The following is a 24,386-nucleotide window of genomic DNA, read 5'->3' on the forward strand; positions in this document are numbered from 1 at the left end:
CTCGCCATAAGCAGAGCACAAATAAATACGAGAGTCTTACATGTTAGAGTACGTCAGTGGATTGTGGCAGACCTTTTTACACAGACCTGATTTTTGGGCCGTTTTGAGTATTATTCCCGTAACGGCTTTTGTCACATGGGCACATGTGTGGATGGCTTTAAAAATGGTATTTTACCCAATTAAATTTTGGGGATTCCATTTAGGTCCATTGCCAGTAGGTTGGCAAGGTATCGTGCCACGTAAAGCAGGACGTATCTCTGGAATTATTACCGATAACACTTTATCTAAATTAGGCTCATTGCGTGAATTTTTAGAAGCAATGGATCCTGAAGATATGGCCCGTATTATTGGTGAACAAGTCGGTTTTGAACTTGAACATCTTATTGATGAAGTAATGATCGATCGTAATGCTGTGCTTTGGGAAAATCTACCTTATTCAATTAAACGCCGTATTTATGCTCAAGCACATAAGCAATTGCCGGGTGTGCTAAAAGAATTAGTGACTGAGCTGACCATGAATGTAGAGTCACTGGTTAACATGCGTGAAATGGTCGTGAGCCAGATGGAAGGTGATCGCCGTTTAATGGTACGTATGTTCTTAAAGGTGGGTCAAAAAGAAATTAACTTTATTTGGCATATTAGTGCACTGATTGGGATGTTCTTTGGTATTTTCCAAATGGTGGTTTGGTTTGTAGTACCATGGCACTGGACAGTACCATTTTGGGCTGCAATTTGGGGCTTTTTAACTAACTGGATCGCAATCTGGATGGTATTTAACCCAATTGAGCCGCATTATATTCGTTATCCACAGATTTTTAGATTAACAAAAGATCGTAAGTTTCCATGGATTGTACCAGTTCTTCGAATTGGGACCTATAATGTCCAAGGCGCTTTTATGAAGCGTCAAGAGGAAGTCTCTGATGTGTTTTCGAGCGTAGTCACAGAAGATTTGATCACGTTAAAATCGATTATGACCGAAATGATGTACGGGCCGCGTAAAGATAAAACGCGCCGCATTGTTAAGCGTCATATTAACGAAATCATGGAAACCCCGTTAGTTCGCACCTCTTTACAGCTTTCTTTAGGGCCAAGAGAGTACGCAAGATTAAAGACGGACTTGATTGATCGTTCAATTGAAATTACGATGGGACCCGTATGTGACCCAGCACTGAACGCAAGCCGGGCACAGAAGATTTTTCAAATGTTTAAAGAGCGTATTCGTGAACTAACACCAAAAGAATTTCAGAATTTATTACGTCCTGCATTTCAGGAGGATGAGTGGATTCTTATTGTACTAGGTGGGGTAACCGGATTTATTGCTGGTACAATACATTTGTTTGTGGCTTTCTTATAATTCGATGTCAGGCAGAATCTATTGAAGATTAACGAGACTTTTTCTGCCGGACTTCATATTCATTGTTTTAAATGAGGATGTTTTTTATGCGCATTATTTTACTCGGACCACCTGGAGCAGGCAAAGGGACTCAGGCTCAGTTGATCTGTAAGCGCTACAATGTCCCACAAATTTCAACCGGTGATATGCTCCGTGCTGCGATTCGTGAAGGTACTGAATTAGGTCTAAAAGCTAAAAGTGTAATGGAATCTGGTGGTTTGGTTTCAGATGAACTTATTATCGGTTTAGTAAAAGAACGTATTGCTCAACCTGACTGTGCAAATGGCTGCATTTTCGATGGTTTCCCACGTACTATTCCACAAGCTGAAGCTTTGGAAAAAGAAGGGATTAGCATCGATCACGTGATTGAAATTGATGTTCCTGATGAAGAAATCGTAAAACGTCTTTCTGGTCGTCGTCAGCATCCAGCTTCTGGCCGTGTTTATCACACTGTATACAATCCACCTAAAGTGGAAGGTAAAGATGATGAAACTGGTGAAGATCTTGTTCAACGTCCAGATGACCAAGAAGAAACAATCCGTAAGCGTTTAGCGTCTTATCACACTGAAACAGAGCAATTGGTTGGTTTCTACCAAGGCCGTGCTGCTTCTGGTGAAAATGCTCCAACTTATGACAAGCTTGATGGCTTGCGTACAATTGAAGATGTACAAAAAGATTTGTTCAACATCTTAGACAAATAATTTAATATTGTTTGTGATAATGAGCCCTCTTTGTGAGGGCTCATTTCTTTCATTAGGTGCAGGAGAACAATATGAAAATCATATTGATTTTGGTGGTATTGCTGAGTCTGGCACTAGTAATATTTTTGGCTTTTCAAAGCTACAAAATGCTAAGACAGGTTCAAAAACAAGCAAAAGAAGAGCGTAATGAAAAAAAACGTCTAAAGTAAGTTTGATTGGGTATGATCCCTATACCCAACCATATTTTTAAGCTTCAATATTTTTAATGGCAATTTGCTTTTGTGCGCCAAATTCAAAGCGATCAGGCCAGTTACAGACATCTGCAACAACACATTCTGCACATTTAGGTTTACGGGCGATACAACAATAACGACCGTGTAATATGAGCCAGTGATGTGAATCTAAAATAAATTCTTTAGGAATGACTTTAATTAAGCGGTGCTCAACTTCAAGTACATTTTTACCTACGGCTAAGCCAGTTCGATTTCCTACTCGGAAAATATGGGTATCGACAGCCATAGTTGGTTGTCCGAAAGCCGTATTTAAAACCACGTTAGCTGTTTTACGCCCGACACCCGGTAAAGCTTCTAAATCTTTTCTGTTGCTTGGAACTTCGCCGTTAAATTGTTCCATTAAAATCTTACAGGTCTTAATGACATTTTCGGCTTTTGCGTTATAGAGACCAATTGTCTTGATATATTCCTTTAACCCATCTACGCCCAAGTTATAGATTTTCTCGGCTGTATTCGCCATAGGGTAGAGTTTATCAGTTGCTTTATTAACACTTACATCGGTCGCTTGAGCTGACAACATAACTGCAATAAGTAGCTCAAATGGAGATGAATATTTTAACTCGGTTTGAGGTGAAGGTCGTTGTTCGCGAAGGCGTTCAAAGAAAATTTGAATCTGCTTTTTCGTCATATTCTTGACGGCCATTCAGACCTCCTGTAATTGCATGAGTTGCTGTTGAAGTTCTTCAAGTTGAAGACGTTTTTTAGTATCTTCACGTACACTGAGCTGTTTTTCCAACTTTTTAATTTGCGTACGAATTTTCGCTAACTCAATTGTAGTTTTTGCATCAGTTGACACAACTTCTTTGGGTTTCTCGATGAGCTGAATTGAAGGTACTTCATCAAGTGCCTGAGAGAACTGGGCAAACAGTTGGGTATCAATTTCAGCGCGTACTACAGGTCCTTTACGGTGAGTACGACGTTTTTCTTCGCGCTGAATGTGAGCGTAATAACGTTGTCTTAAATCATTTTGTTCAGCGATACGCTGTTGCTCATTTGGTAATACTTGCGTATCTTCGACCAAATCAATGCAATCTACCGGACAAGGTGGAATACATAACTCACAACCTGTACATAAGTCAGTCAAGATGGTATGCATGAGCTTACCACTTCCAATAATAGCATCTACAGGGCAAGCACTAATACATTTGGTGCAACCAATACATTCATCTTCTCGAATAATCGCTTTCATTCGCTGAGGGCGCCCATCGGCCTGTACAGGCCATACGCTAGTTTCAGCGGTTAACACAGAACGATTTAATAGATTTGCGAGTGCATCGGCTACAGGCTGACCACCTGGAACGCATTTATTCGCTTCTTCACCTTCAGCAATCGACTTTGCGTAGGGTAGACATCCATCACGATGTCCACATAAACCACACTGAGTCTGTGGTAATAACGCATCGATCTCGCGTATGAGAGAAATAGATGAATTCATAGTGGGCAAATAGCTTGGTTAAAACGATGCGATAATGAAGAAAAACCTAAGTAAGGTCAATGGATTTTAACGAATTTATTGGCTTTTTGATTGACCTAAAATGTAGCTAATATTGCACAATAATAGATCAATAAAAATGAAAAGATTAATGAATATTTCTTATTTTTAAGTAGTTTTTCTAAAAATAAGTTTTTGATAATTAAGATAAATAAAATAATTTAAAATAAGTATTGTTAAAATTGATGGAAAGGGATTTAATATTTTGCTGCTAAATGATGCATTTAAAAATGTATTGCACCAATTTAATTCATTACTATGCTGAGGACCGTGCATTGAAATACAACAACCTGAATGAATTCCTGAATTACGTGCAAGCGCGTGATCCGCATCAACCTGAGTTCTTACAAGCTGTCGAAGAAGTTATGACGAGTTTGTGGCCATTTATTGAAAAAAATCCGGAATATGCAGAGCAGGGATTGCTAGAACGTTTGGTTGAACCAGAGCGTGTGATTCAATTCCGTGTTTCATGGATGGATGATCAAGGTCAGACCCAAGTTAACCGTGCTTTCCGCGTTCAATACAATTCAGCAATTGGTCCATTCAAAGGTGGAATGCGTTTCCATCCATCGGTCAATCTATCAATTTTAAAATTTTTAGGTTTTGAGCAAACTTTTAAAAACTCACTTACTACTTTACCAATGGGTGGTGGGAAAGGTGGTTCAGATTTTGATCCTAAAGGTAAATCTGATGCTGAAATTATGCGATTCTGTCAGGCATTAATGATTGAGCTTTATCGCCATTTAGGACCAAATACGGATATTCCTGCGGGTGACATTGGTGTGGGTGCGCGTGAAGTCGGTTATATGGCAGGCATGATGAAAAAGCTGAGTAACGACACCGCTTGTGTCTTTACCGGTAAGGGAATTTCATTTGGTGGTAGCTTGATGCGTCCTGAAGCCACTGGTTATGGTACGGTTTATTTTGCAGAAGAAATGCTTAAAGCCCGTGGACAATCTTTTGCTGGTAAAACTGTTTCTGTTTCAGGTTCTGGTAACGTCGCACAATATGCAGCAGAAAAGGCGATGTTCTTAGGAGCAAAAGTTGTTACCTTGTCGGACTCAAACGGCACAGTTTATTTAAAAAATGGTTTTACAGATGAGTTACTTGCTGAAGTAATGGAACTGAAAAACGTTAAACGTGGTCGTATTTCCGAGTTTGCTTCTAAACATGGTTTTGAATACTTTGAAGGAAAAACACCTTGGCATATTCCTGTTGATATTGCTTTGCCATGTGCTACACAAAATGAATTAACAGGTGAAGACGCTAAAAAACTTATTTCTAACGGTGTCATTTGTGTAGCTGAAGGCGCTAATATGCCATCTACACTTGAAGCAGTTGAACATTTTATTGAAGCTAAAATTTTGTATGCGCCAGGTAAAGCATCTAATGCGGGTGGTGTGGCAACTTCTGGTTTAGAAATGTCTCAAAATGCAATTCGTTTAGGCTGGACCCATGCTGAGGTCGATGAACGCTTACATGCAATCATGAAAGACATTCATGCCAACTGTGTAAGATATGGTACTAAAGAAGACGGTACTGTGAACTATGTAGACGGTGCCAATATTGCAGGTTTTGTAAAAGTTGCTGATGCAATGCTTGCTCAAGGTATTTTCTAAGATAGAAATAAAAAATCCGATGCATAAACATCGGATTTTTTTAGTCTAAAAACTTATTTTTTAGGTTTTTTAACTAACTCTTGTTCTACAACCATATCTAATACATCTGCTTGACTAGATTGGTCTGCAGCCGGGTTTTTCACTTCAAAACGTTTTACACGCAAAATTACGGGTTGGTCTGGTTTGTGTTCAAAACCTTCGATTTGACCGTAATATAATGACCAGTTTTTGTCAGCGTAAGTTTTAACGCCTTTCTCGTCATATTTAATTTCACGAACTTGCATACAAGTTTGTGGCGCAACACCAGTACAAGATTTAGTTTCCGGAGCTACTTCAAGGAAAACAGTTTTTCCTTCAGATTGATATTTTGCTTCAGGTGTCATTTTACCAGTGAAAGTATATTTCTGGCCTTGAGCATCAGATACTGTCAATGTTGGTTGATCAACATTTGTAGTATTGAGTTCAAATGGAATTGCACGTTTTTGGAAGAGGCTGCTAGAGAACTGTTCCTGTTTCATTAAAGCAGGTTCACACGCCATCATCGTCGACATTACGTCAGCTGTTACGATGGTGTTGTTTTCAACTTTCCAAGTTGTGCCTTGGCGGTTACAACCTGTTGCGATAGATAAACGATCATTTGTAAAGTTAAGAACGATTGGTTTTTTAGTATTTTCAGGCTGATATGACCAAGAGTAGTCTGTTAAAGCTTGAGTATTAACTGCTTTTTGACCTTGGAAAATGTGTTTTTGACCAGTTTTATCTGTCACCGTTAAAATCGCCTGACCATTAGTGTTGCTAATTTCAATTGGTAATTTTGCTTCATTAAAGATGCTAGTAGAAAGTTGTTCTTGTTTCATTAAATCATCTTGGCAAGCCATCATCGTTGAAACAAGATTAGAAGTAACAAGTTGGTTGCCTTCAACTTTCCAAGTACCGCCTTGGCCATTACAGCCCGTATTAATGGCTAATTTACCATCTGCATTAAAGTTAAGAATAAGTGGTTTAGAAGCTTTTACATTTTGATAAGTCCATGCATATTCACCTAAAGTGGTTGCAAGGTTTTGTTGTTGCTCAGAAACAATTGGAGCAGGAGTATTAGTAACTGTTTGACACGCCATCAAAGAAAAAGGTAATAACGCAAGAATTAAATATTTAATTTTCATTTAAAAACTTCAAGTAAAAAAACAACAGTAATAAGCTTAAAACATTCTTAAAAAAAGAAAATGTAAACATTTGATTGTTTCGGTTTTTAAAATGTATAAGTTTGTAAATTATTCTAATTTTCAACAAAAATAATGGTATACCCCGCAAAACGGGGTATTTCTTAATAATTAATCAAAACGATAGATGTCCATTCCTAATGAACCCATTGTGAAGCTACTATGAACAATCGTAAAGCGATTGCCTGTACCCATAGCAAAAAACAAAGGTGCAAAATGTTCAAGCGTAGGGTGGTTACGTTTCACAAACGGCAGTGATTGCCAGTCTAAAACTCCATCATAATCTTGATGGGAAAGCTTATTAACGACAGTATTTCTAAAAGTTGAAGCCCATTCAGGAACTTTAGAGTTGTCTCCTTGCCAAGATAACTCTGCAAGATTATGAGTAATACTTCCTGAACCAATGAGTAAGATTTGTTTATCACGTAAAGGGGCGAGTGTTTGTCCTATACGATAAATTTCTTGTGCACTTAAATTTGATGGCAAAGAAATTTCGACTACAGGAATGTCTGCATCTGGGTACATATGCAATAAAGGCATCCATACGCCATGATCACGAGGACGGGTACTATTGGCATGTGCAACAAAGTGAGCATCTGCCAATAATTTTAAGATTTCTTCTGCTAATGCTGGTTCGCCAGGCGCACTGTAGCGAATTTCATATAACTCTTTAGGAAATCCACGGAAGTCATGCCACGTTTCAGGACGAGTCGAAATACTTACTTCAAGTGCTTTACTTTCCCAGTGCGCAGACATCACAATGATTGCCTTAGGTATAGGAAGATTTGTACCTAAGCGATGTAGAGCAGGTCCCACTTGTTCCGGATCAAGTGCAAGCATGGGCGAGCCATGAGAAATAAACAGTCCAGGAAGCGTTTGTAGTTCCATTTCATTACACCTGATTTGAAAAGCAGAATAATAGGTATTATGCCAAAATCAGAACATGATAAAAGTATCCAGATTTCAACGGATTGTTCTTAAAATGAAACGTTTGTTCCTTTTATGCACGGTGATAGGGATGATTGTGATTAATACTCATGGCCCGATATAGTTGCTCGATTAATAAAACACGTACCAACGGATGGGGCATCGTAAGTTTTGAAAGTGACCAATGCCAAGCGGCAGCTTTACGTACCTGATCTGACAAACCATCTGGACCACCAATCGCAAGTGCTACATCATTACCCTCAAGCATCCATTGTTTCATTGTATCAGCTAATTTTTCTGTACTTAGTTCCCGACCACCAACTTCAAGAGCAATTAAGGTTTCATTGGGTTTTAAAGCATTTAAAATACTTTCGCCTTCAATTTGGCAATACTTTACAATATCCGCTTCTGAATCATTTTTACCACGTTTGGCCATAGGTAGTTCAATAACTTGGGTTTGAACAAAAGGTTGGATGCGTTTGAAATAATCTTCAAAACCAGTAAGAACCCAAGCAGGCATTTTTTGACCAATGGTCAGAATACGAATTTTCATGTTATCTATTCATTCAAATACAGCTGGCGCATTATACCTGATGAATGAAAGTATCTGACGATCTAAAAAGCTGGCATAAAAAACGCAGTCCAAAAAACAGTGTTGGACTGCGATCAAATGATCATCTGTCTGGAGTTCAGATGATCATAGAGAATAAAAACAAGGCTATCTAAGAATTAGATAGTTAAGAGTACTCATTTATTTAAATACTCTTATTACCTATTATGAGGATGGTTGGATATTTTTCAATCAAATTGTGTAACAAAAAAAAGAGAGCCGAAGCTCTCTTTTTTATATTTTTAATTAATGACGTGCTGCTTTTGAGCCTTCCACCGGTTTTACAATCGGTGTTTTAGGTAAAGGCTTTGGCATCGAAACTAATGCTAAAGGTAAGATGTCATCAATACTTTTCACAGCTTTGATTTCCAAACCTTCTTTAACATTCGCAGGAATTTCTGCTAAGTCACGAACGTTATCTTGAGGAATAAAGACAAGCTTGATTCCACCACGGTGTGCTGCAAGAAGTTTTTCTTTTAAGCCACCAATACGCATTGCACGACCACCTAAGCTTGTTTCACCGGTCATTGCAATATCAGGACGAATTGCAATACCTGTAAATGCTGATACAAGCGCAGTTGTTAATGCTAAACCAGCAGATGGACCATCTTTTGGTGTTGCACCTTCAGGTAAATGAACGTGTACATCAGTTTCTTCAAAACGAGAAGCTTCAATACCTAATTCATCGGCACGTGTACGCACTAAAGTCATTGCTGTAGTAATAGATTCTTTCATTACGTCACCGAGTGAACCAGTCGTAATGAATTTACCTTTACCTTTGACAGCTGCAACTTCAATGGTAAGTAACTCACCACCTACAGATGTCCAAGCTAGACCATTTACGCGTCCTACTTGTGCTTCATCTTCTGCGATACCAAAGTCAAACTTGTGTGGACCTAAGTATTCTGGAAGATTGGCAGAAGTCACATCAAGTTGTAAGTTTTTAGACTTTTTACTTACTGCTTCTTTTACCACTTTACGCGCAATTTTAGACACTTCACGTTCTAAACTACGTACACCGGCTTCACGCGTATAACGTTGAACAATGTCACGAATCGCTTCTTCATGAATTGTTAACTCTTTTGGACGTAGACCATTGTTCTTAATTGCTTTTGGAACAAGGTAACGTTCAGCAATGTTAACTTTCTCATCTTCGGTATAACCCGGTAGACGAATAACTTCCATACGGTCAAGCAAGGCTTCTGGAATATTCATACTGTTTGCAGTACAGATGAACATCACTTCAGATAGGTCAAGATCAAGATCTAAATAGTGATCGTTGAACTTACTGTTTTGTGATGGATCTAATACTTCAAGCAATGCAGAAGCAGGATCGCCACGGTAGTCTTGCGCCATCTTGTCAATTTCGTCGAGTAAGAACAATGGGTTCTTCACGCCAACTTTTGTTAAAGATTGCACAATTTTACCTGGCATCGCACCAATATAAGTACGACGGTGACCACGAATTTCAGCTTCGTCACGTACACCACCAAGTGCCATACGAACAAATTCACGACCTGTTGCTTTCGCGACAGACTCACCAAGTGAAGTTTTACCTACACCAGGAGGGCCTACTAAACATAGAATCGGACCTTTAAGCTTTTTAACACGCGACTGAACAGCTAAGTATTCAACAATACGGTCTTTTACGTCATCTAAACCGTAGTGATCTGTATCGAGAATTTCCTGTGCTTTCGCAAGGTTGATACTCACTTTGCTAGCTTTATTCCACGGCGTATCTAAAATTACTTCTAGATAGTTACGTACAACAGCAGCTTCGCTAGAGGCTGGTTGCATTGCTTTAAGCTTACGGAACTCAGCTTCAGCTTTTTTACGTACGTGTTCAGGTAAATCAGCTTCAGCAAGACGTTTCTCTATTTCAGCAACGTCATCTTCAGCACCGCCATTCATGTCAGAAAGTTCACGTTGAATGACTTTCATTTTTTCATTTAGAAAGTATTCACGTTGGTTTTTTTCCATTTGGCGTTTTACGCTGTCATGCAAAGTTTGTTCAATTTGCTGTTCAGCAGATTGATTTACCAAGTAGCTCATAAGCTCTTGCAAATGTGCTTCAAACTCATCGTGCTCTAAAAACTTCTGTTTAATTTCAATATTTAGAGGCACACGTGTTGCTACGAAGAACATGAGTTGTAGCAAGTCTTCAATTTTATTAGCCGCAGCAACGAGTTCGCGTGCATTACGTAATTTTGCTTCAGCATATTGAGCAAATAAAGTACGCAACTCTTGCAAACGAGTTTCTTGAGTAGCTTTATCTACGTTAATTGTCATTGGACTTAAGCTGTGTTCAGCAGTCAAATGGCTATCTTCATCGATAATCTTTTCAAGTTTAGAGCGATGTAAACCTTCAATAAGTACTTTAATACAGTTTTCATCATTCTCATGATTTACGACTTGAACAATCTTAGCGACAGTTCCGTACTGATAAAGGTTATCGTGATCAATTTCTTCTGTAAGCGAATCTTTTTGCGCAACTACAAATACTAAATTGTCACTGTTACGAGCCACATCAACTGCATTGATCGATTTTTCACGACCCACGAATAACGCAATTTGCATGTGTGGGTAAACCACAACATCACGCAACGCTAAAAGTGGTAATACACTTGGAACCTGAGGCTCTAAGTCAGTTTTTTCATTCATAATAAGTTCAGACATGGGCACTCCTAATGAGTGACAACGAGGTTGCCATGTTTTTTATAGTGATGTGTATTTTAAAAATTACAAGGGCTTCACTAGAGAAAATGTGGAAAAAAGGACTAATTTAGTCAACTTTTTTTTAAAAATGTTATGAATCAAGAGATTAATTCTTAAGAAGAATAAAATTTTGTATTAATGCTAAGTAATTTAGCTTAATAATTATAAATATCCATATCACAAAAAATGTTTATGAATAGAAAGTAATCATTTTGCGGGCGATTTATAGACATTATATGGTTAACAATAATTCACAACTTATTCAATGTTTGGTGCCTAATAGAGGTGCTAATTTAAGTTGGTGAAACGGTCTGTCACGTAAAAGTAACCATCCTTAGGGTGGTTACTTTTATGATTTTGAAAGACATAAAAGTAAAAAACTGGTTTTATATGACTAAATTTTATTAGTTTTTATATAAATATTATCTTTTAAAATAATAAACACGTTGAGGTGTGAGTAAAGCATCTAATGGCTGATCCCAACTCTGACGTTTTAAAGTATGTTCGATAAATTGAAATGGGTGAGCTAACCCTAAACGGTAAGGTTTGTGTTTTGCATTAGCCAAGGTACGGTCATAATAGCCGCCTCCCATACCAATACGCGTACCGTATTGATCACAAGCTAAAAGTGGCATTAATAGTAAATCAAGTTTTGAAACATGTTTTCCTCTTGTTGCCATGGGTTCTTTCATACCCAATGGATGATGTGAAAAACGTCGGTTTATATATTGGTTTTTAGATATTTTTACCCAGACCAAACGCTGGTTCATAGAACAAATCATAGGTAAATAAACTTGTTTATTTTTTTGAAAACATAATTCTATGAGAAGCTCTGTGTGAACTTCTCCAAAGGCATGCAAATATAAACCAATTTTTTGGGAAGAATGAAAAATAGGCAGGGTATTTAAATGATGAAGAACATTAAGCTGAGCTTGTTTTTGCTCAAATGAACTTAAAGAACGTCTTTTAGATCTTAAATTTTTTCTAATAAAGCTGAGTTCATTCATGTATAAATCTAACTAAGATTAAAGATCAGTCGTGCAAAATTATACCTATTTTTCGACAGTTTTATGGAAATAGAAGGGTAATTCGAAAATAACTTAAATTCGTTAGACCAAAAGTCATAAATTGATCTGATCTATTGTGTTTAACTATTAAAAATTCTATTTCTTTACGTATTGTCAGTATTTCTTTACATTTAATAAGGTTAAGTATATTTAAAAGATTAATGCAGAATTGTTAAGCGTATGAAGTTGAAAATTTTAACCATTACAATAAGTGCTGGTCTGCTACTTGGTGGATGTACGAAACAAGCCGAACCTGAAGCGGCGGAAGTTGATTATAAAGCTCAATTTGAAGAATCAGATCGTAAAATAGGAGAGTTTTTAGATCAACTAGATAACCCGAATACACCGCAAGAAATTAAAGTCAAAATCTTATGTCATGACTATCCAGAAGTTTATAAGACCCAATATATGCCTGCCTTAATAAAAATTTCGCCTAAACCTTATACCGAAGAGAAATTATTATCAGATTTGAAAAGTGCAACGGACTACTATAAGGATGCTTTTGCGATTAGATGCACTCAATAAGTTTGTTTTGATTTCAATCTCAAAAAATCCGATAAATGTGAATTGATTGGCATTATTGGGTTGTGATAAATTTTCTTCTATCTTTATAAGTGAAAGTTTAGGGGATTTAGATATGGAAATCTTAAAGTTCTTACAGAGTTTTAATACAGTTGGTACATACTTAACGATCGCTTCAACCGTTTTAGTAGGTCTAATTATTTATTTTTATGTGATTAATCCAGCATAAAAACCTTTAAAAGAAATAGGGATCAATTTCCTATTTCTTTATTAATAATAAAATTCTGTAATTAATTCAAAGCTATAAAAATAAGGTAGGTATATGAAATTTAAATTATTTTTTCTTAGTTTTTTAGCTTTTGGCTGTTATGCCGATGAAAGTGTAAATGACCCCGAAATTTGTAATGTGGTAAAGAAAGTTTCTTATACTGTCATGGAAGCGCGTCAACAAAAAGTCCCATCTGAAGACTTGCAGCATATAGCGAATAGTCTTGAAGATCCAAAGGCAAAAAAACTTTATCAAGATTTAATTACTTCTGCTTACTCAACCAAAGTATTCAAGACCAGCTTCTTTAAAAGAAAAGCGATAGAAGATTTTCAAATAGCTTGGTATCAAGAATGCCTGAGTAGAAAAGAAAAGTAATTTTGAATGCAGAGACTTATTCATCTCTAAAATAATAATGTTATGCATTATTGAATGCTTGAGAAAAAGATCGTACCGACAGGTCTGTATTGAAAGGCTAATTGAAATAAATTTCTGGAATTTTATTATTTAATTAAAAATAAATGCTCCGAAGATGCCGCTGCATGTGTCGTTACCCTGAACCCGATGAGTTCAAGGTGGACGCGACGTATACTTGCTGGGTTTCCTACTCGAAGGTAGGCATACACTCTAAATATACAGAACGCAATCCATAAGTTTAAGTATCGGCAGGGGAATAGACCCGCTGGCGAACATCCCAGAGATAGCTTAAGTATAACCGATCTGACTATGTTGGCAATCACTTGAGCCTAGGGAACTGTAAACTTAGTTTGCGTTTGATGAAGCTTTGTACATTGAAAGTAGATAAAACGATATTCAACTGTAGTTGATAGTCAAAAATAAAAAAGCCTTGCATCTATGATTTATAGAGCAAGGCATTTTGTGGTAATCAAAGCTGTTAAATAACCTGTTCCACATCTTCTAAAATCGTTTGAAGTAGACGTTCACAGTGAGTGTATTCCTGCAAAGATTTATTAAGACTCAGCACTTCTTGAGTTAACTGTAGAGCGACCATAATGACTAGTTTGTTGTGCTCAACACGTGGGGCACTACGGCGCATGTCATTAAATTTCTCATTGAGAAGTTGTGCAGCGCGTTCAAGTTCATCTTTTTTATCTGAGGTAGTCGCGAGTCTAAAAGTCTGCTCAATCAGCCTAAGCTCTACCATGACTTGTTCACTCATGATTGGATCTCCTCACCAGTTTCAGCATTAGGATGTGCAAGTTGCTGGATTTCTTGAGCATGTTGATCTTGAGCAGTGCCTAAAATTCCTAAACGCTGAATAATGGCTTCAACTTTTGATTTGGCAAGCTCATTTTTTTGTAACAAACGGTCACGATCTTGTTGTAAATCATGCAGCTCTTGTTGGGTTTGACGCTGGTGGGCTTGTAACTTCTCTTTTGCAACACGTAATTCATTTCGTTCTGCAAGAATTTCTTGAAAACGATTTTTTAAATCAGTCGTACTTTTTTCTAATCGGCTATAACGTTCGGCAAGTGTGTTAGCATCTTGATTCAATTGTTGAAATTGACCTTTTAACTGAGAAAGTTGCTCAGTTACCGACTCAATTTCCTCTTGTTTTTTAGTGATAATACTATTTTTTTGCACAACTTGTGCGTGATGCTCTGTTTCAGCCAGTTCTTTAGCTTCTGAGAGTGCCGCATGTTCACTCTCTAAATGATGTAAGCGTGTTTTTAAAACGCTAATATGCGCTTGTAGCCGCTGTAATTGTTCTAACATAACGAGGTCGCACAGAATTGCAATCAAAGGTAATATATACAAAGTATAGAGATTGGATAAACGAATGCAAGACGATATTTCAGGCTGGACAGATTGGAACGCTCATTTTGAAGGAATTGAAGAAATTTCAAGCCCTAGTGAGTTACATGGTCTGTTAACAGGTATTGTTTGTGTGACAGAAGCGCCTACGCGCGAAGAATGGTCACAAATTTTAACAACCCTTAATGTGCCAGAGTTAAGTGAAGATGCTTTAGCGCTTTTGACTGACGAAGCAGAAGATGTGGTTCATGCTTTATCTGAAGATGAATTAGATTATTTACCAATGCTTCCAGATGATGAACATTTACTTCAAGAGCGTGTGCAAGCATTATCTGATTGGTGTGCTGGTGTTGTGTTAGGCTTTGGTTTGGCATCGGGTCATGTTCGTGGTGATGAGCGCGAATTGATTGAACACCTTCAAGATGTTGCTGCAGTAGAATTTGAAGATTCTGACAATGATGAGGAAGGCGAAAGCAGTTACGAAGAATTGTATGAATTTGTACGCTTAATCCCTGTGAGCTTGTCTATTGGCAGAAAAAAAATCACTGTAGCTGAAAGTTCATTATTGAAAAACTTTCATGCAAAAAGTAAAACTGCGGCTCTAGGTACAGATCAGAATATTGTAGAAATGTTCACACCACATCGTCCAAGCTAATTGAGGCGATGTGTTATTGGTTGTATTTTATTTTTTGACTTTAAAATTCTAAATCAAGTAGATCATTATGAAATTGCCTCAAGCTGATTTTCAACATCGTAGAGACCGTTTAGCAGAAAAAATGGGTCCTAACAGTATTGCAATTATTGCAACGCGTGAGGAGATGTACCGTAATCGTGATGCGGATTATAAATTCCGTGCCGATAGTAGTTTTTTCTATTTGACGGGCTTTGCTGAGCCTGAAGCAGTTGCAGTTATTGAAACTTTTGAGGATGTAAGTGACTATAGCTATAGTCTTTTTTGCCGTGAACGTAACCGCGAGATGGAAATCTGGAATGGTTACCGTGCCGGAATTGACGGTGCAATCGAAGACTATGATGCAGATGAAGCCTATGCAATTGATCTGCTTGATGAAGAAATTATTGAAAAGTTATTAAATAAAGAACGCCTTTATTATCGGATTGGGCAAAATGCTGCGTTTGATGCACGAGTGAGCCAGTGGATTAAAAAAGCAGATGCTGAGCATCGACATCAAGGTGCTCCAGCTCAACTGGTACAGCTCGACCGTATTGTCGATGAAATGCGTTTAATCAAGTCACCACAAGAACTTGAGCTGATGCAAACTGCTTCAAAAATTAGTGCTCAGGCACATACTCGTGCGATGCAGATGGTGCGGCCAGGTATGATGGAATATGCGCTTGAAGCCGAGCTCAATTATATATTTGGGCAAAACGGCTGTGTCCCATCTTATAACAGTATTGTTGGTGGTGGGGCTAATGCCTGTATTTTGCACTATGTTGAAAATAACCAACCTCTTAAAGACGGTGATTTAGTCTTAATTGATGCGGCATGCGAATATGAGTTCTATGCCTCAGATATTACCCGTACTTTTCCGGTCAATGGTAAGTTTAGTGCTGAACAAAAAGCATTATATGAAGTTGTATTGGCTTCTCAATATGCAGCGATTGATGCAGTACGCATTGGCAATTCGTACCGTGAGCCTCACGAAGTAGCCGTTAAAATTTTAACTGAAGGCTTGGTTGCTTTAGGCTTACTCAAAGGTGATGTTAACGAACTTATCGAAACCGAAGCATACCGTCAATTTTATATGCATGGTACAGGCCATTGGTTAGGAATGGATGTACATGATGTCGGGTCTTACAAAAAAGGTGAAGACTGGCGTCAATATGAAGAAGGTATGGTCGTTACCGTTGAACCCGGCCTATACATTGCACCAGACGATGAAACTGTAGATAAAAAATGGCGTGGTATTGGTATTCGTATTGAAGATGATGTGGTCGCAACATCAAAAGGTCCACGAGTTTTAACTGCTGATGTAGTTAAAAATATTGTAGATATTGAACATTTAATGGCGCAAGCTAAATCATAATTAAACGTATTCGCCAAAGGAGCGCAACTCGATGCAACAACAAGTGATTATTGTAGGTGGGGGAATGGTTGGACTTAGCCTTTCACTCATGCTGGCGAAGGCTAATATTGCAGTAAAGCTGTTAGAAGCTGTGAAATACCCAAACTATGATGATCAAAATGTTGCCCCTTATCATTCCAGTTTCGATGCGCGTAATACGGCTTTATCGCGTCGTAGCGTCCAGATTTATCAGAAGCTGGGGTTATGGGATGCATTACAGCAGCACGCGACTCCAATTCTACAAGTTCACATTACTGAACAAGGTAGTTTTGGTAAGGCACGATTAATTGCAGAACAAGAAAAAGTCGAAAGCTTTGGGCAGGTGATTGAAAATGCTTGGTTGGGTCGTGTTTTATTGAATCAAGTACGTCAGCAGCCTTTGATTGAGCTGATTGATGGCGTTCAAGTGACTGCTTTAACTCAAGATGCTGAGCAAGTACATATTGAGGCCAAGCGTGGTGATGAAGTTTTAAAACTTGAGTCAAAGCTATTAATTGCCGCAGATGGACGTGATTCTTTTTGTCGTCAGGCAATTGGGGTAGATGTTGATGTTCACGACTATGATCAGGTTGCAATTGTGACTACGGTTCAGACATCCAAGCCACATGAGCATGTAGGTTTTGAGCGTTTCAGTGCATTGGGTCCTTTAGCTTTATTACCTTTACCCGGTGAGTACCGCCGCTCAGTGGTATGGCCTGTTAAAAAGGGCACCGAAAATGAATGGATAGGCGATGAAAATGACCAGCATTTCTTAAGTGCTTTACAACAAACCTATGGTGACCGAGCGGGTAAATTTGAAAAAACGGGTAAACGTTTTAGCTATCCACTTTCACAAGTACTTGCGCATAAACAAGCGGTTGGACGCGTTATTTTAATGGGTAATGCGGCGCATACAATCCATCCTGTTGCAGGACAGGGTTTTAACCTATGTCTACGTGATGCGGATGTTTTAGTGCGTTATTTAGTGAATCAGCTAACTGCTTCTGACGATATCGGTAACCCAGATAATTTACTGGCCTATGAACAAGCCCGTTTGTCAGATCAACAGCGAGTAATTAAGTTCTGTGACACCGTGGTTCGTGGTTTTAGTAACCAAAATCCATTATTAAAATTAATTCGTAATACGGGATTAATTGCATTTGATGTCATTCCGGGTGTTAAACCACTGGTAGCGAACTATGCAATGGGGTTAAAAGCATGAGTGAAGTACTAGATGTTGTCATTGTTGGTGGTGGGTTGGTTGGTGGTTTAACAGCTTTATTACTTGCACAAGGTGGTGTACAGCCTACTGTGCTTGACGCTGCTCCTGTACTGGATGTTGAAAAAACACTAAGTGTGATGAACCCACGTGTTTTAGCACTGAGCCAAGCGACCATTCATTTACTTAAAACTGTGAATGTTTGGGATGATCTAGCACGTCAAATGTCTTATACAGGCATGCAGGTGTGGAACCTGAATGGCTATGGTGAAATTAATTTTGGTCACGAGTCCGTACAAAGACCAATGCCAGAACAGACCTTGGGTTCTATGGTTGAGCCAAGTGTGTTGAATATTGCTATTCAACAAAAAATGCTTGAGCAGTTAACAGACTATCGTACTCAAGTTCGTGTGACTCGCATTGAGCAGGGTGTTGGTTGTTGGCATATTCAATTGGCAGATGGTACGACACTTAAAACAAAACTGCTGATTGGTGCAGATGGTGCCAATTCATTTGTACGAGAACAGGCCTTTATTGACCTAGATGTCTTAGATTACAAGCAAGCAGCGATTAGTTGTGCTATTAAAACATCTAAACCCCACAATCATGTTGCTCGGCAAATTTTCTTACCTACAGGGCCTTTAGCCTATTTACCGATGGCTTGTCTTGAAGAAAGTGAAAATGGCTACTGGCAGTCAATTGTCTGGACACTACCTGATGATTATGCCGATGAATATTCTGCTTTAACCGATCATGAATTTATGCAGCTTTTAACTCGTGAAAGCCAACATATGATGGGTGAAGTGTTAGATGTACGTTCAAGAGCCCAATTCCCGCTCAAAGCGCGCGCCGCAAAACAGTATGTGAAAGCTGGTTTAGCTTTAATTGGGGATGCTGCACATGTGATTCATCCACTTGCTGGACAAGGGGTAAATATTGGTTGTTTAGATGCGGCTGTACTCTGTGATGCATTACTACATGATTTAGCGCGTGGCGTATGGGCAAATGAACAGACATTGTTGCGTTATGAGCATCGCCGTAAAGGCCAAAATGATGCAATGATGCATAGCATGTCGGCAATTGGTTGGTTGGAAAGTAGTGAGCTATTTCCATTTATCTGGGCTCGGAATGTGGGACTCAAGCAAGTTGAACAAATTTCCTTCTTAAAAGAGCGTTTTATGCAACAAGCAAACGGTTTAGGGTCTTTACAAAACACCCAGTATAGTCGTTAAAATAATTACGAAGTTTATGCTCTACTGGTCTAAATAAATATCAGTAGATATTTTTTAAGCAATCATTTATATATCATTACCAATTGGGTTGAAAAAGATACACATTTGACCAATTTGGCTCTTTGCTAAATGCAAAGAGATTGCTAAATTTCTGAGGTCTTGGGACCATAGCGATGATGCAATAGAAATCATTCTGGGGAGTGAAAAATGTCAGATATCAATGATTATGAAGATGCAGAAGATTCTGCTGTAGATGAAGATGAAGCGAAAGCAGCTGAAAGCGGTGCAGCTGATGAAGAAGCAAGCAGTATTAATGATACTGATATTGCTGAGGCAGAAACACTGACTGTGACTGCTAAGCAAAAACAGCGCCAAGCGCTGGAAGATGAAGTTGCCGCATTTTTAGCTCGAGGGGGGAGAATTACTGAAGTTCCTCCAGATGAACATAGCGACCATTAATCCTAAAAAGCATCACATGAGTGATGCTTTTTTTATTTTTAAGGTGCGTTCTGAAGTTCTTTCAAGATCCCGCATTCATCTACTGTTCGATTGGTAGAGCAGTGCTGTTTTAAATCAATCAAAGATTCTTTTAAAAGTAATAATCGTTCGATTTTTTCAGATACTTCTTTTAAGTATTTATCGACTAAATTATCAATTTCTGTGCAGGCCTGTTTAGGCTGAGTTTTCATTTCCTTTAACGTTTTAATATCACTCAGTGAAATATCTAATTCACGGCAATGCTTAATAAATAAAAGGTCTGCAAGTGTTTGTTCGGTGTAAACACGATAATTATTTTCTGAACGTTGGATGCGATCAAGTACACCTACTTTTTCGTAATAACGGATCGTATCAATTGGAATATCCGCTTTTTTTGATAATTGACCAATAGAAAGACTCATAAGACTTGACTCTGGAGCTACTCGAGGGTTTTTAATCACTATAAAAGAGTTTTTGAGGAAATAAAATGGCTGGATGTGGTTGTGCTTCAACATGTTCTCCTTCAAAGAAAGTGAGTCCGCGTTTTAGAAAAGCTTTATGGATTGCACTTGTAATCAATGCTTTAATGTTTGTTGTAGAAATATTGGGAGGTTATAAGGCCCAATCTGTTTCACTTTGGGCAGATGCATTGGACTTCGCCGGAGATGCAGCAAACTATGCATTATCTTTAGTCGTTCTTTCGATGAGTTTATATTGGCGTGCGACAGCGGCACTACTTAAAGGAATAACGATGGCGGCTTTCGGTGTTTTTGTCATTGCGAAAGTGATCTGGTCGTATTTTTATGGTGTTTCACCCGAACCAATGGTGATGGGGGCAATTGGTGTAATGGCTCTAATTGCTAACGTTTCTGTGGCGCTTATGCTTTATGCATTTCGTGATGGGGATGCCAACATGCGCTCTGTTTGGTTGTGCAGTAGAAATGACTCAATTGCCAATATTGCTGTAATTTTAGCGGCGGTTGGGGTATTTGGAACAGGAAGTGTATTTCCCGATTTATTTGTTGCCTTTGTCATTGCATACTTGGGTGTATCTTCTGGCTATGTTGTTATAAAACAGTCACAACAAGAAAGAAAACAGGCAAGAGTTATAGTTGCCAGTGAAGCGTAATACTCAAGAGTAATAAAAAAGGATCTTTTATATGATCCTTTTTTATTTTAAGCCGTTAAAACAAGAGGGTTATAGCGATACTCCACATAACGCAACCAATAATGAAATCTAAAATTTTCCAAGCTTTGGGATTGGTAAATAGTGGCTTTAATAATCTTGCACCATAGCCTAGACTAAAAAAGAAAACCCAAGAGGCAAGAATGCTCCCCAAAGCAAAACTCACTTTGTCTTCAAGCTGAGTTGCAACTGAACCAATCAGAACAATAGTGTCTAAATAGACATGAGGATTAAGCCAAGTAAAGGCAAGACAGGTCACTAATGCTTGAGTTAATGTTTGTTTTTGACTGCTATCAAGGTCCATACTTTGGGTAGTCTTAAATGCAGCATAAAATGCTTTAGCACCGTAAACTAATAAAAACGTTGCCCCTAAATATTTAGCTACGGTAATTAAGATAGGTGATGCCGTCATGATTTCGGCAAAGCCTAATACACCACAGGCAATTAAAATTGAGTCGGATAGAGCGCAGATTAGACACAACCAAAATACATATTGTTGTTTAAGTCCTTGTTTTAGGACAAAAGCATTTTGAGCTCCAATTGCTACGATAAGCCCACTGCCAATACCGAAACCTTTAAAAAATATACTAAGAGAGAACATAACAATAAGGTGGAAAAATCAGATATGGGAATTATCTGACTTTTTATTAAGAAATAAGTAAAATTAAGAATATTTAGGTTTGGCTAAAAATAATTTAGGTTTGATATGTTGGATAGCAAACAATGTGAAGCCTTTCTTGCAGTTGCAGAATTGGGAAGTTTTGATGCAGCAGGAGAGTATTTATATATTACGCCTTCTGCAGTTTCGTTACGCGTACAGGCTTTAGAAAAGTATTTAGGACAAGTACTCATTATACGTGGGCGCCCGTGTGTGCTCACTCAAGCAGGGCAAACTTTATTGCAGCATTTACGTCATACGAGATTAATGGAGCAAAATTTATTACAAGGTTTGATGGGAAAATCATCAGAATCTGAATTTTATAAAATTGCTCTAGCTTCAAATGCAGATTCATTAGCTACTTGGCTTTTACCAAATATTCAGCAAACGCTTTTTAAAGAAAAAATAGTATTAGAACTAAAAATTGATGATCAATCTCACACGCACACTTTATTGGAGACAGGACAAGTCAATGCCTGTATTTCGGCAGAAGAGCAGGTCATGTCAGGTTGTTTAGCTCAACCACTAGGAAAAATGCGTTATAAAATGTTGGCCTCTGCTGAATTTGTAAATAAATGGTTCAGTGCTGGAGTGAATAGAGACGCATTAAGAAAAGCACCAGCAGTTATTTTTAATCATAAAGATTTAATGCATTCAGAGGTTCTATTAAAAGGATACGGTTTACCGATGCAAAGTTATCCTTATAGTTTTATTCCAGCAACAGATGCTTTCGTCAAAGCAATTCAATTAGGTTTAGGCTATGGCATGGTGCCCGAGTTGCAGGTTCAGCCACTACTCGAAAATGGAACACTTGTTGATATTATGCCTGAAGCCGAACTTGATGTTCCCTTATATTGGCACCACTGGAAAAGACAGTCACAGCAACTTGATGTATTAACTGAAACAATTGTTCAGTCAGCAAAAAAGATATTGAGATAAATTTAAGTCCGTGAGCGGGCATAAAAATTTGAAACATGCTGAATATAAAACTCTATATCTTGTGTTGAGTAACCTAAAAGTTGTCCGATTCTACGGTCAAGTTCTAAGCGATCTTCGAGTTGAGTCTCCTTTAGTGATTTTTCAATACATAACACAAGTTCATTTAAATGTGCTAAAGGAGCATTTTTATAGATCAGCATAATTGAAAATGGTAAAGATAAAGAGGTTTCAATATCTTTACTCAGCATAGATAAAGTACCTTGCTCGAGATGCTCTAAAAACTCGGTAGGTAATAGATCATAAAACAAAGCGATAGATTTCTCGCCTGAAAGTAGTAATTCTAGTTCACACTCTTCATGCGGCCCAAGTTTTCCAAACTGTACATTCATGTAAATACTCTTATTTTTATCTTTAATATTATTATGCAAAATTCATGCACAGTGATGATGAAGAATATTTATTATTCATCACTGTGCTTAATTAAAAGATTAAGATTGTGTTAACTCAAGCGCACGTTGATAAGCGACTTTTTTCTTAACTCCTGTTAAATCAGCAGCCAGTTGAGATGCCGCTTTAACAGATAAATCTTGAAGTAAGCGCTTTAAAAGTTCATCTAGTTTTTCTTGTTCCAGATCTGTTTTTTCTGGCGCACCGCCAACTACAAGAACAATTTCGCCTTTTTCTTGGTTGTGATCATTTTCTATAAAACTGACCAAATCTTTTAAAGTCATTTTTTTGATGGTTTCAAAGGTTTTGGTAATTTCACGTGCGAAACCTACAGGACGGTTTTCACCAAATACCTCAGCCATATTTTTTACACATTCTAAAATACGGTGTGGTGCTTCATAGAAAATTAAGGTCTGAGTTTCATTTTTGAGTTTTTCTAATTGAGAAATACGTTGAGAAGCTTTTGATGGCAAAAATCCTTCAAAACTAAAACGATCGCTCGGTAGACCTACTGCACTTAGAGCGGCAATTGCAGCACATGCGCCAGGCACAGGAACAACTTTAATGCCATGTTCTTGAGCAGCTCGAACTAACTTAAAACCGGGGTCACTAATAAGCGGCGTACCTGCATCACTAATTAAAGCAACATTGTCGCCCGCAAGTAATCTTTGAACTAACTGCTCAATTTTATTGCTTTCATTGTGATCATGACATGCAGTAAGTTGAGTCGATATATTATAGTGCTTAAATAATTGTGCTGATTGACGTGTATCTTCGGCAGCTACAATAGAAACGGATTTTAAAATATCAATTGCACGGAAAGTCATATCATCTAAGTGCCCGATTGGGGTGGCTACAACGAATAACTGAGCACTCATTTGGTTTTACTCCGTACAGATAAACAATTTTAATGGGGTAGTTTACCCGAAATTATGATTTGGGCGTGAACAATGTCTGCCAAGCTTTGTTTTTCCAAAATGATCTGACTTTCATTTGTTCAATTTAGATCGGAAAGTACGGATGGATTTAACGAAATAATTTAAGCATCAAAATATGTGGTGCTACTTTTAATTTGGGGAAGATAAAAATGTTATTAGCACAGCAGTTGGGGAAATGGGCAGAGCAAACAGCTTTAAACCTGTTGCAAAAGCAAAACTATGTATGGGTAACCAGTAATTACCATTCACGCCGTGGTGAAGTGGATTTGATTGTTAAAAGAGGGCAAGAGCTGGTTTTTGTTGAGGTAAAGGCACGTACTATAGGAAATTATGGACAGGCTTGCGAAATGGTGACAAGAACAAAGCAGAAGAAAATTATTAAAACCGCGATGCGTTTTTTACAGCGCTACCCATCTTATCAGGATTTTTATTGTCGTTTTGATGTGATTTGTTTTGATTTTCCACAGAAAATTGCAAAAACAGTACAGCAAGACTTTTCAAATTTCCATTATGATCTGCAATGGATCGAAAATGCATTTACTTTGGATTAAGAGTTCATTACTCTTTTGAGCAAATTAAAACCGATGTTTTATGATCAAGCCAAGAAGAGATTGATAGGAGTCTGGT

General features: G+C 38.0%; 28 protein-coding genes and 1 other RNA gene. 15 read left to right on the forward strand and 14 right to left on the reverse strand.

Going from position 1 to position 24,386, the window contains the following annotated elements:
• Positions 1-40 precede the first annotated feature (40 nt).
• From MKL33_RS04970 to MKL33_RS04980, 3 genes are all read left to right on the forward strand, one after another.
• Positions 41-1,354 (forward strand): membrane protein, encoded by a 1,314-nt coding sequence (locus MKL33_RS04970; protein ID WP_005070566.1) that lies wholly within the window; start codon positions 41-43, stop codon positions 1,352-1,354.
• A gap of 86 nt (positions 1,355-1,440) precedes the next feature.
• Complete coding sequence (gene adk / locus MKL33_RS04975; protein ID WP_002117671.1) at positions 1,441-2,094, forward strand: adenylate kinase; 654 nt, start codon at positions 1,441-1,443, stop codon at positions 2,092-2,094.
• Positions 2,095-2,165: 71 nt separating this feature from the next.
• Positions 2,166-2,303, forward strand: a complete 138-nt coding sequence (locus MKL33_RS04980) for a hypothetical protein (protein WP_002117672.1) — start codon at positions 2,166-2,168, stop codon at positions 2,301-2,303.
• A 37-nt stretch (positions 2,304-2,340) separates the two neighbouring features.
• Here the strand turns inward: MKL33_RS04980 and nth are convergent, their stop codons facing one another.
• Together nth and MKL33_RS04990 are read right to left on the reverse strand one after the other, a co-directional pair.
• Positions 2,341-3,030, reverse strand: a complete 690-nt coding sequence (gene nth / locus MKL33_RS04985; RefSeq protein ID WP_069030951.1) for an endonuclease III — start codon at positions 3,028-3,030, stop codon at positions 2,341-2,343.
• The gene (locus tag MKL33_RS04990) at positions 3,031-3,822 is read right to left on the reverse strand and encodes an RnfABCDGE type electron transport complex subunit B (protein WP_270906591.1); all 792 of its coding nucleotides are present in this window, start codon (positions 3,820-3,822) and stop codon (positions 3,031-3,033) included.
• Between the two features lie 272 nt (positions 3,823-4,094).
• On the opposite strand from MKL33_RS04990, the gene gdhA reads away from it, so the two are divergent.
• Positions 4,095-5,498, forward strand: coding sequence for an NADP-specific glutamate dehydrogenase (gene gdhA / locus MKL33_RS04995; RefSeq protein ID WP_005075518.1), 1,404 nt, complete (start codon positions 4,095-4,097; stop codon positions 5,496-5,498).
• Positions 5,499-5,551: 53 nt separating this feature from the next.
• Here the strand turns inward: gdhA and MKL33_RS05000 are convergent, their stop codons facing one another.
• The 5 genes from MKL33_RS05000 to MKL33_RS05020 all read right to left on the reverse strand — a co-directional run bounded on the left by MKL33_RS05000 (position 5,552) and on the right by MKL33_RS05020 (position 11,977).
• Entirely contained in the window at positions 5,552-6,661 is a 1,110-nt protein-coding gene (locus MKL33_RS05000) for an META and DUF4377 domain-containing protein (RefSeq protein WP_270906592.1), read from the reverse strand.
• A 168-nt stretch (positions 6,662-6,829) separates the two neighbouring features.
• Positions 6,830-7,606, reverse strand: a complete 777-nt coding sequence (locus MKL33_RS05005) for a DODA-type extradiol aromatic ring-opening family dioxygenase (protein WP_005075524.1) — start codon at positions 7,604-7,606, stop codon at positions 6,830-6,832.
• A gap of 112 nt (positions 7,607-7,718) precedes the next feature.
• The gene (rlmH, locus tag MKL33_RS05010; protein WP_161281829.1) at positions 7,719-8,198 is read right to left on the reverse strand and encodes a 23S rRNA (pseudouridine(1915)-N(3))-methyltransferase RlmH; all 480 of its coding nucleotides are present in this window, start codon (positions 8,196-8,198) and stop codon (positions 7,719-7,721) included.
• A gap of 303 nt (positions 8,199-8,501) precedes the next feature.
• The gene (lon, locus tag MKL33_RS05015; RefSeq protein WP_002117591.1) at positions 8,502-10,931 is read right to left on the reverse strand and encodes an endopeptidase La; all 2,430 of its coding nucleotides are present in this window, start codon (positions 10,929-10,931) and stop codon (positions 8,502-8,504) included.
• 461 nt (positions 10,932-11,392) lie between these two features.
• Positions 11,393-11,977 (reverse strand): 5-formyltetrahydrofolate cyclo-ligase, encoded by a 585-nt coding sequence (locus MKL33_RS05020; RefSeq protein ID WP_213069737.1) that lies wholly within the window; start codon positions 11,975-11,977, stop codon positions 11,393-11,395.
• A gap of 240 nt (positions 11,978-12,217) precedes the next feature.
• On the opposite strand from MKL33_RS05020, the gene MKL33_RS05025 reads away from it, so the two are divergent.
• The 3 genes from MKL33_RS05025 (at position 12,218) to MKL33_RS05035 (ending at position 13,202) form a co-directional block, all read left to right on the forward strand.
• Complete coding sequence (locus tag MKL33_RS05025; RefSeq protein WP_017387158.1) at positions 12,218-12,562, forward strand: hypothetical protein; 345 nt, start codon at positions 12,218-12,220, stop codon at positions 12,560-12,562.
• Between the two features lie 112 nt (positions 12,563-12,674).
• Positions 12,675-12,788: a hypothetical protein gene (locus MKL33_RS05030; protein ID WP_002117788.1), complete on the forward strand. Its 114-nt coding sequence runs from the start codon at positions 12,675-12,677 to the stop codon at positions 12,786-12,788.
• A gap of 93 nt (positions 12,789-12,881) precedes the next feature.
• A complete protein-coding gene (locus MKL33_RS05035; protein ID WP_270906593.1) occupies positions 12,882-13,202 on the forward strand; it encodes a hypothetical protein in 321 nt (106 codons plus the stop codon).
• Between the two features lie 141 nt (positions 13,203-13,343).
• Here the strand turns inward: MKL33_RS05035 and ssrS are convergent.
• The 3 genes from ssrS to MKL33_RS05050 form a co-directional block, all read right to left on the reverse strand.
• Positions 13,344-13,528: non-coding RNA, 6S RNA (gene ssrS / locus MKL33_RS05040), on the reverse strand.
• Positions 13,529-13,719: 191 nt separating this feature from the next.
• Entirely contained in the window at positions 13,720-14,004 is a 285-nt protein-coding gene (locus MKL33_RS05045; protein WP_005070547.1) for a cell division protein ZapA, read from the reverse strand.
• A complete protein-coding gene (locus tag MKL33_RS05050) occupies positions 14,001-14,561 on the reverse strand; it encodes a hypothetical protein (protein WP_002117619.1) in 561 nt (186 codons plus the stop codon). Before MKL33_RS05050 ends, MKL33_RS05045 begins: the two co-directional genes overlap by 4 nt.
• A 64-nt stretch (positions 14,562-14,625) precedes the next feature.
• Here MKL33_RS05050 and MKL33_RS05055 point away from each other — a divergent pair, with 64 nt between their 5' ends.
• The 5 genes from MKL33_RS05055 to MKL33_RS05075 all read left to right on the forward strand — a co-directional run bounded on the left by MKL33_RS05055 (position 14,626) and on the right by MKL33_RS05075 (position 19,573).
• Positions 14,626-15,255, forward strand: coding sequence for a UPF0149 family protein (locus MKL33_RS05055; RefSeq protein WP_005802891.1), 630 nt, complete (start codon positions 14,626-14,628; stop codon positions 15,253-15,255).
• 67 nt (positions 15,256-15,322) lie between these two features.
• Positions 15,323-16,645, forward strand: a complete 1,323-nt coding sequence (gene pepP / locus MKL33_RS05060; protein WP_270906594.1) for a Xaa-Pro aminopeptidase — start codon at positions 15,323-15,325, stop codon at positions 16,643-16,645.
• A gap of 31 nt (positions 16,646-16,676) precedes the next feature.
• Positions 16,677-17,885 (forward strand): 2-octaprenyl-6-methoxyphenyl hydroxylase, encoded by a 1,209-nt coding sequence (gene ubiH, locus MKL33_RS05065; RefSeq protein ID WP_270906595.1) that lies wholly within the window; start codon positions 16,677-16,679, stop codon positions 17,883-17,885.
• Complete coding sequence (locus tag MKL33_RS05070; RefSeq protein ID WP_270906596.1) at positions 17,882-19,114, forward strand: FAD-dependent monooxygenase; 1,233 nt, start codon at positions 17,882-17,884, stop codon at positions 19,112-19,114. The genes ubiH and MKL33_RS05070 overlap by 4 nt, the downstream gene beginning before the upstream one ends.
• A gap of 207 nt (positions 19,115-19,321) precedes the next feature.
• Positions 19,322-19,573, forward strand: coding sequence for a hypothetical protein (locus MKL33_RS05075; protein WP_002117665.1), 252 nt, complete (start codon positions 19,322-19,324; stop codon positions 19,571-19,573).
• Between the two features lie 38 nt (positions 19,574-19,611).
• Here the strand turns inward: MKL33_RS05075 and MKL33_RS05080 are convergent, their stop codons facing one another.
• Positions 19,612-20,013, reverse strand: coding sequence for a Cd(II)/Pb(II)-responsive transcriptional regulator (locus MKL33_RS05080; protein ID WP_017398653.1), 402 nt, complete (start codon positions 20,011-20,013; stop codon positions 19,612-19,614).
• Positions 20,014-20,078: 65 nt separating this feature from the next.
• Between MKL33_RS05080 and MKL33_RS05085 the strand changes: the two genes are divergently transcribed.
• The gene (locus tag MKL33_RS05085; RefSeq protein ID WP_270906597.1) at positions 20,079-20,720 is read left to right on the forward strand and encodes a cation transporter; all 642 of its coding nucleotides are present in this window, start codon (positions 20,079-20,081) and stop codon (positions 20,718-20,720) included.
• Positions 20,721-20,775: 55 nt separating this feature from the next.
• Here the strand turns inward: MKL33_RS05085 and MKL33_RS05090 are convergent, their stop codons facing one another.
• A complete protein-coding gene (locus MKL33_RS05090; RefSeq protein ID WP_002117603.1) occupies positions 20,776-21,378 on the reverse strand; it encodes a LysE/ArgO family amino acid transporter in 603 nt (200 codons plus the stop codon).
• Between the two features lie 105 nt (positions 21,379-21,483).
• Here MKL33_RS05090 and MKL33_RS05095 point away from each other — a divergent pair, with 105 nt between their 5' ends.
• A complete protein-coding gene (locus MKL33_RS05095) occupies positions 21,484-22,374 on the forward strand; it encodes a LysR family transcriptional regulator ArgP (protein ID WP_270906598.1) in 891 nt (296 codons plus the stop codon).
• Between the two features lie 2 nt (positions 22,375-22,376).
• On the opposite strand, the gene MKL33_RS05100 is transcribed toward MKL33_RS05095, so the two are convergent.
• Both MKL33_RS05100 and rsmI read right to left on the reverse strand, forming a co-directional pair.
• Positions 22,377-22,763 (reverse strand): hemin receptor, encoded by a 387-nt coding sequence (locus MKL33_RS05100; RefSeq protein WP_270906599.1) that lies wholly within the window; start codon positions 22,761-22,763, stop codon positions 22,377-22,379.
• Positions 22,764-22,862: 99 nt separating this feature from the next.
• On the reverse strand, positions 22,863-23,699 hold the full coding sequence (rsmI, locus tag MKL33_RS05105) for a 16S rRNA (cytidine(1402)-2'-O)-methyltransferase (RefSeq protein ID WP_033848667.1): 837 nt from the start codon (positions 23,697-23,699) through the stop codon (positions 22,863-22,865).
• 209 nt (positions 23,700-23,908) lie between these two features.
• On the opposite strand from rsmI, the gene MKL33_RS05110 reads away from it, so the two are divergent.
• A complete protein-coding gene (locus MKL33_RS05110; protein WP_005070523.1) occupies positions 23,909-24,310 on the forward strand; it encodes a YraN family protein in 402 nt (133 codons plus the stop codon).
• Positions 24,311-24,386: the final 76 nt, after the last annotated feature.

It is taken from the genome of Acinetobacter sp. AOR43_HL, assembly GCF_027854635.1.
Taxonomy (GTDB): domain Bacteria; phylum Pseudomonadota; class Gammaproteobacteria; order Pseudomonadales; family Moraxellaceae; genus Acinetobacter; species Acinetobacter pittii.

Excerpts from the sequence above, each read along its gene's own strand:
- MKL33_RS04970 (WP_005070566.1), top strand. The coding sequence starts at position 41 with ATGTTAGAGTACGTCAGTGGATTGTGGCAGACCTTTTTACACAGACCT.
- adk (WP_002117671.1), top strand. The coding sequence starts at position 1,441 with ATGCGCATTATTTTACTCGGACCACCTGGAGCAGGCAAAGGGACTCAG.
- MKL33_RS04980 (WP_002117672.1), top strand. The coding sequence starts at position 2,166 with ATGAAAATCATATTGATTTTGGTGGTATTGCTGAGTCTGGCACTAGTA.
- nth (WP_069030951.1), bottom strand. The coding sequence starts at position 3,030 with ATGGCCGTCAAGAATATGACGAAAAAGCAGATTCAAATTTTCTTTGAA.
- MKL33_RS04990 (WP_270906591.1), bottom strand. The coding sequence starts at position 3,822 with ATGAATTCATCTATTTCTCTCATACGCGAGATCGATGCGTTATTACCA.
- gdhA (WP_005075518.1), top strand. The coding sequence starts at position 4,095 with ATGATGCATTTAAAAATGTATTGCACCAATTTAATTCATTACTATGCT.
- MKL33_RS05000 (WP_270906592.1), bottom strand. The coding sequence starts at position 6,661 with ATGAAAATTAAATATTTAATTCTTGCGTTATTACCTTTTTCTTTGATG.
- MKL33_RS05005 (WP_005075524.1), bottom strand. The coding sequence starts at position 7,606 with ATGGAACTACAAACGCTTCCTGGACTGTTTATTTCTCATGGCTCGCCC.
- rlmH (WP_161281829.1), bottom strand. The coding sequence starts at position 8,198 with ATGAAAATTCGTATTCTGACCATTGGTCAAAAAATGCCTGCTTGGGTT.
- lon (WP_002117591.1), bottom strand. The coding sequence starts at position 10,931 with ATGTCTGAACTTATTATGAATGAAAAAACTGACTTAGAGCCTCAGGTT.
- MKL33_RS05020 (WP_213069737.1), bottom strand. The coding sequence starts at position 11,977 with ATGAATGAACTCAGCTTTATTAGAAAAAATTTAAGATCTAAAAGACGT.
- MKL33_RS05025 (WP_017387158.1), top strand. The coding sequence starts at position 12,218 with ATGAAGTTGAAAATTTTAACCATTACAATAAGTGCTGGTCTGCTACTT.
- MKL33_RS05030 (WP_002117788.1), top strand. The coding sequence starts at position 12,675 with ATGGAAATCTTAAAGTTCTTACAGAGTTTTAATACAGTTGGTACATAC.
- MKL33_RS05035 (WP_270906593.1), top strand. The coding sequence starts at position 12,882 with ATGAAATTTAAATTATTTTTTCTTAGTTTTTTAGCTTTTGGCTGTTAT.
- MKL33_RS05045 (WP_005070547.1), bottom strand. The coding sequence starts at position 14,004 with ATGAGTGAACAAGTCATGGTAGAGCTTAGGCTGATTGAGCAGACTTTT.
- MKL33_RS05050 (WP_002117619.1), bottom strand. The coding sequence starts at position 14,561 with ATGTTAGAACAATTACAGCGGCTACAAGCGCATATTAGCGTTTTAAAA.
- MKL33_RS05055 (WP_005802891.1), top strand. The coding sequence starts at position 14,626 with ATGCAAGACGATATTTCAGGCTGGACAGATTGGAACGCTCATTTTGAA.
- pepP (WP_270906594.1), top strand. The coding sequence starts at position 15,323 with ATGAAATTGCCTCAAGCTGATTTTCAACATCGTAGAGACCGTTTAGCA.
- ubiH (WP_270906595.1), top strand. The coding sequence starts at position 16,677 with ATGCAACAACAAGTGATTATTGTAGGTGGGGGAATGGTTGGACTTAGC.
- MKL33_RS05070 (WP_270906596.1), top strand. The coding sequence starts at position 17,882 with ATGAGTGAAGTACTAGATGTTGTCATTGTTGGTGGTGGGTTGGTTGGT.
- MKL33_RS05075 (WP_002117665.1), top strand. The coding sequence starts at position 19,322 with ATGTCAGATATCAATGATTATGAAGATGCAGAAGATTCTGCTGTAGAT.
- MKL33_RS05080 (WP_017398653.1), bottom strand. The coding sequence starts at position 20,013 with ATGAGTCTTTCTATTGGTCAATTATCAAAAAAAGCGGATATTCCAATT.
- MKL33_RS05085 (WP_270906597.1), top strand. The coding sequence starts at position 20,079 with ATGGCTGGATGTGGTTGTGCTTCAACATGTTCTCCTTCAAAGAAAGTG.
- MKL33_RS05090 (WP_002117603.1), bottom strand. The coding sequence starts at position 21,378 with ATGTTCTCTCTTAGTATATTTTTTAAAGGTTTCGGTATTGGCAGTGGG.
- MKL33_RS05095 (WP_270906598.1), top strand. The coding sequence starts at position 21,484 with ATGTTGGATAGCAAACAATGTGAAGCCTTTCTTGCAGTTGCAGAATTG.
- MKL33_RS05100 (WP_270906599.1), bottom strand. The coding sequence starts at position 22,763 with ATGAATGTACAGTTTGGAAAACTTGGGCCGCATGAAGAGTGTGAACTA.
- rsmI (WP_033848667.1), bottom strand. The coding sequence starts at position 23,699 with ATGAGTGCTCAGTTATTCGTTGTAGCCACCCCAATCGGGCACTTAGAT.
- MKL33_RS05110 (WP_005070523.1), top strand. The coding sequence starts at position 23,909 with ATGTTATTAGCACAGCAGTTGGGGAAATGGGCAGAGCAAACAGCTTTA.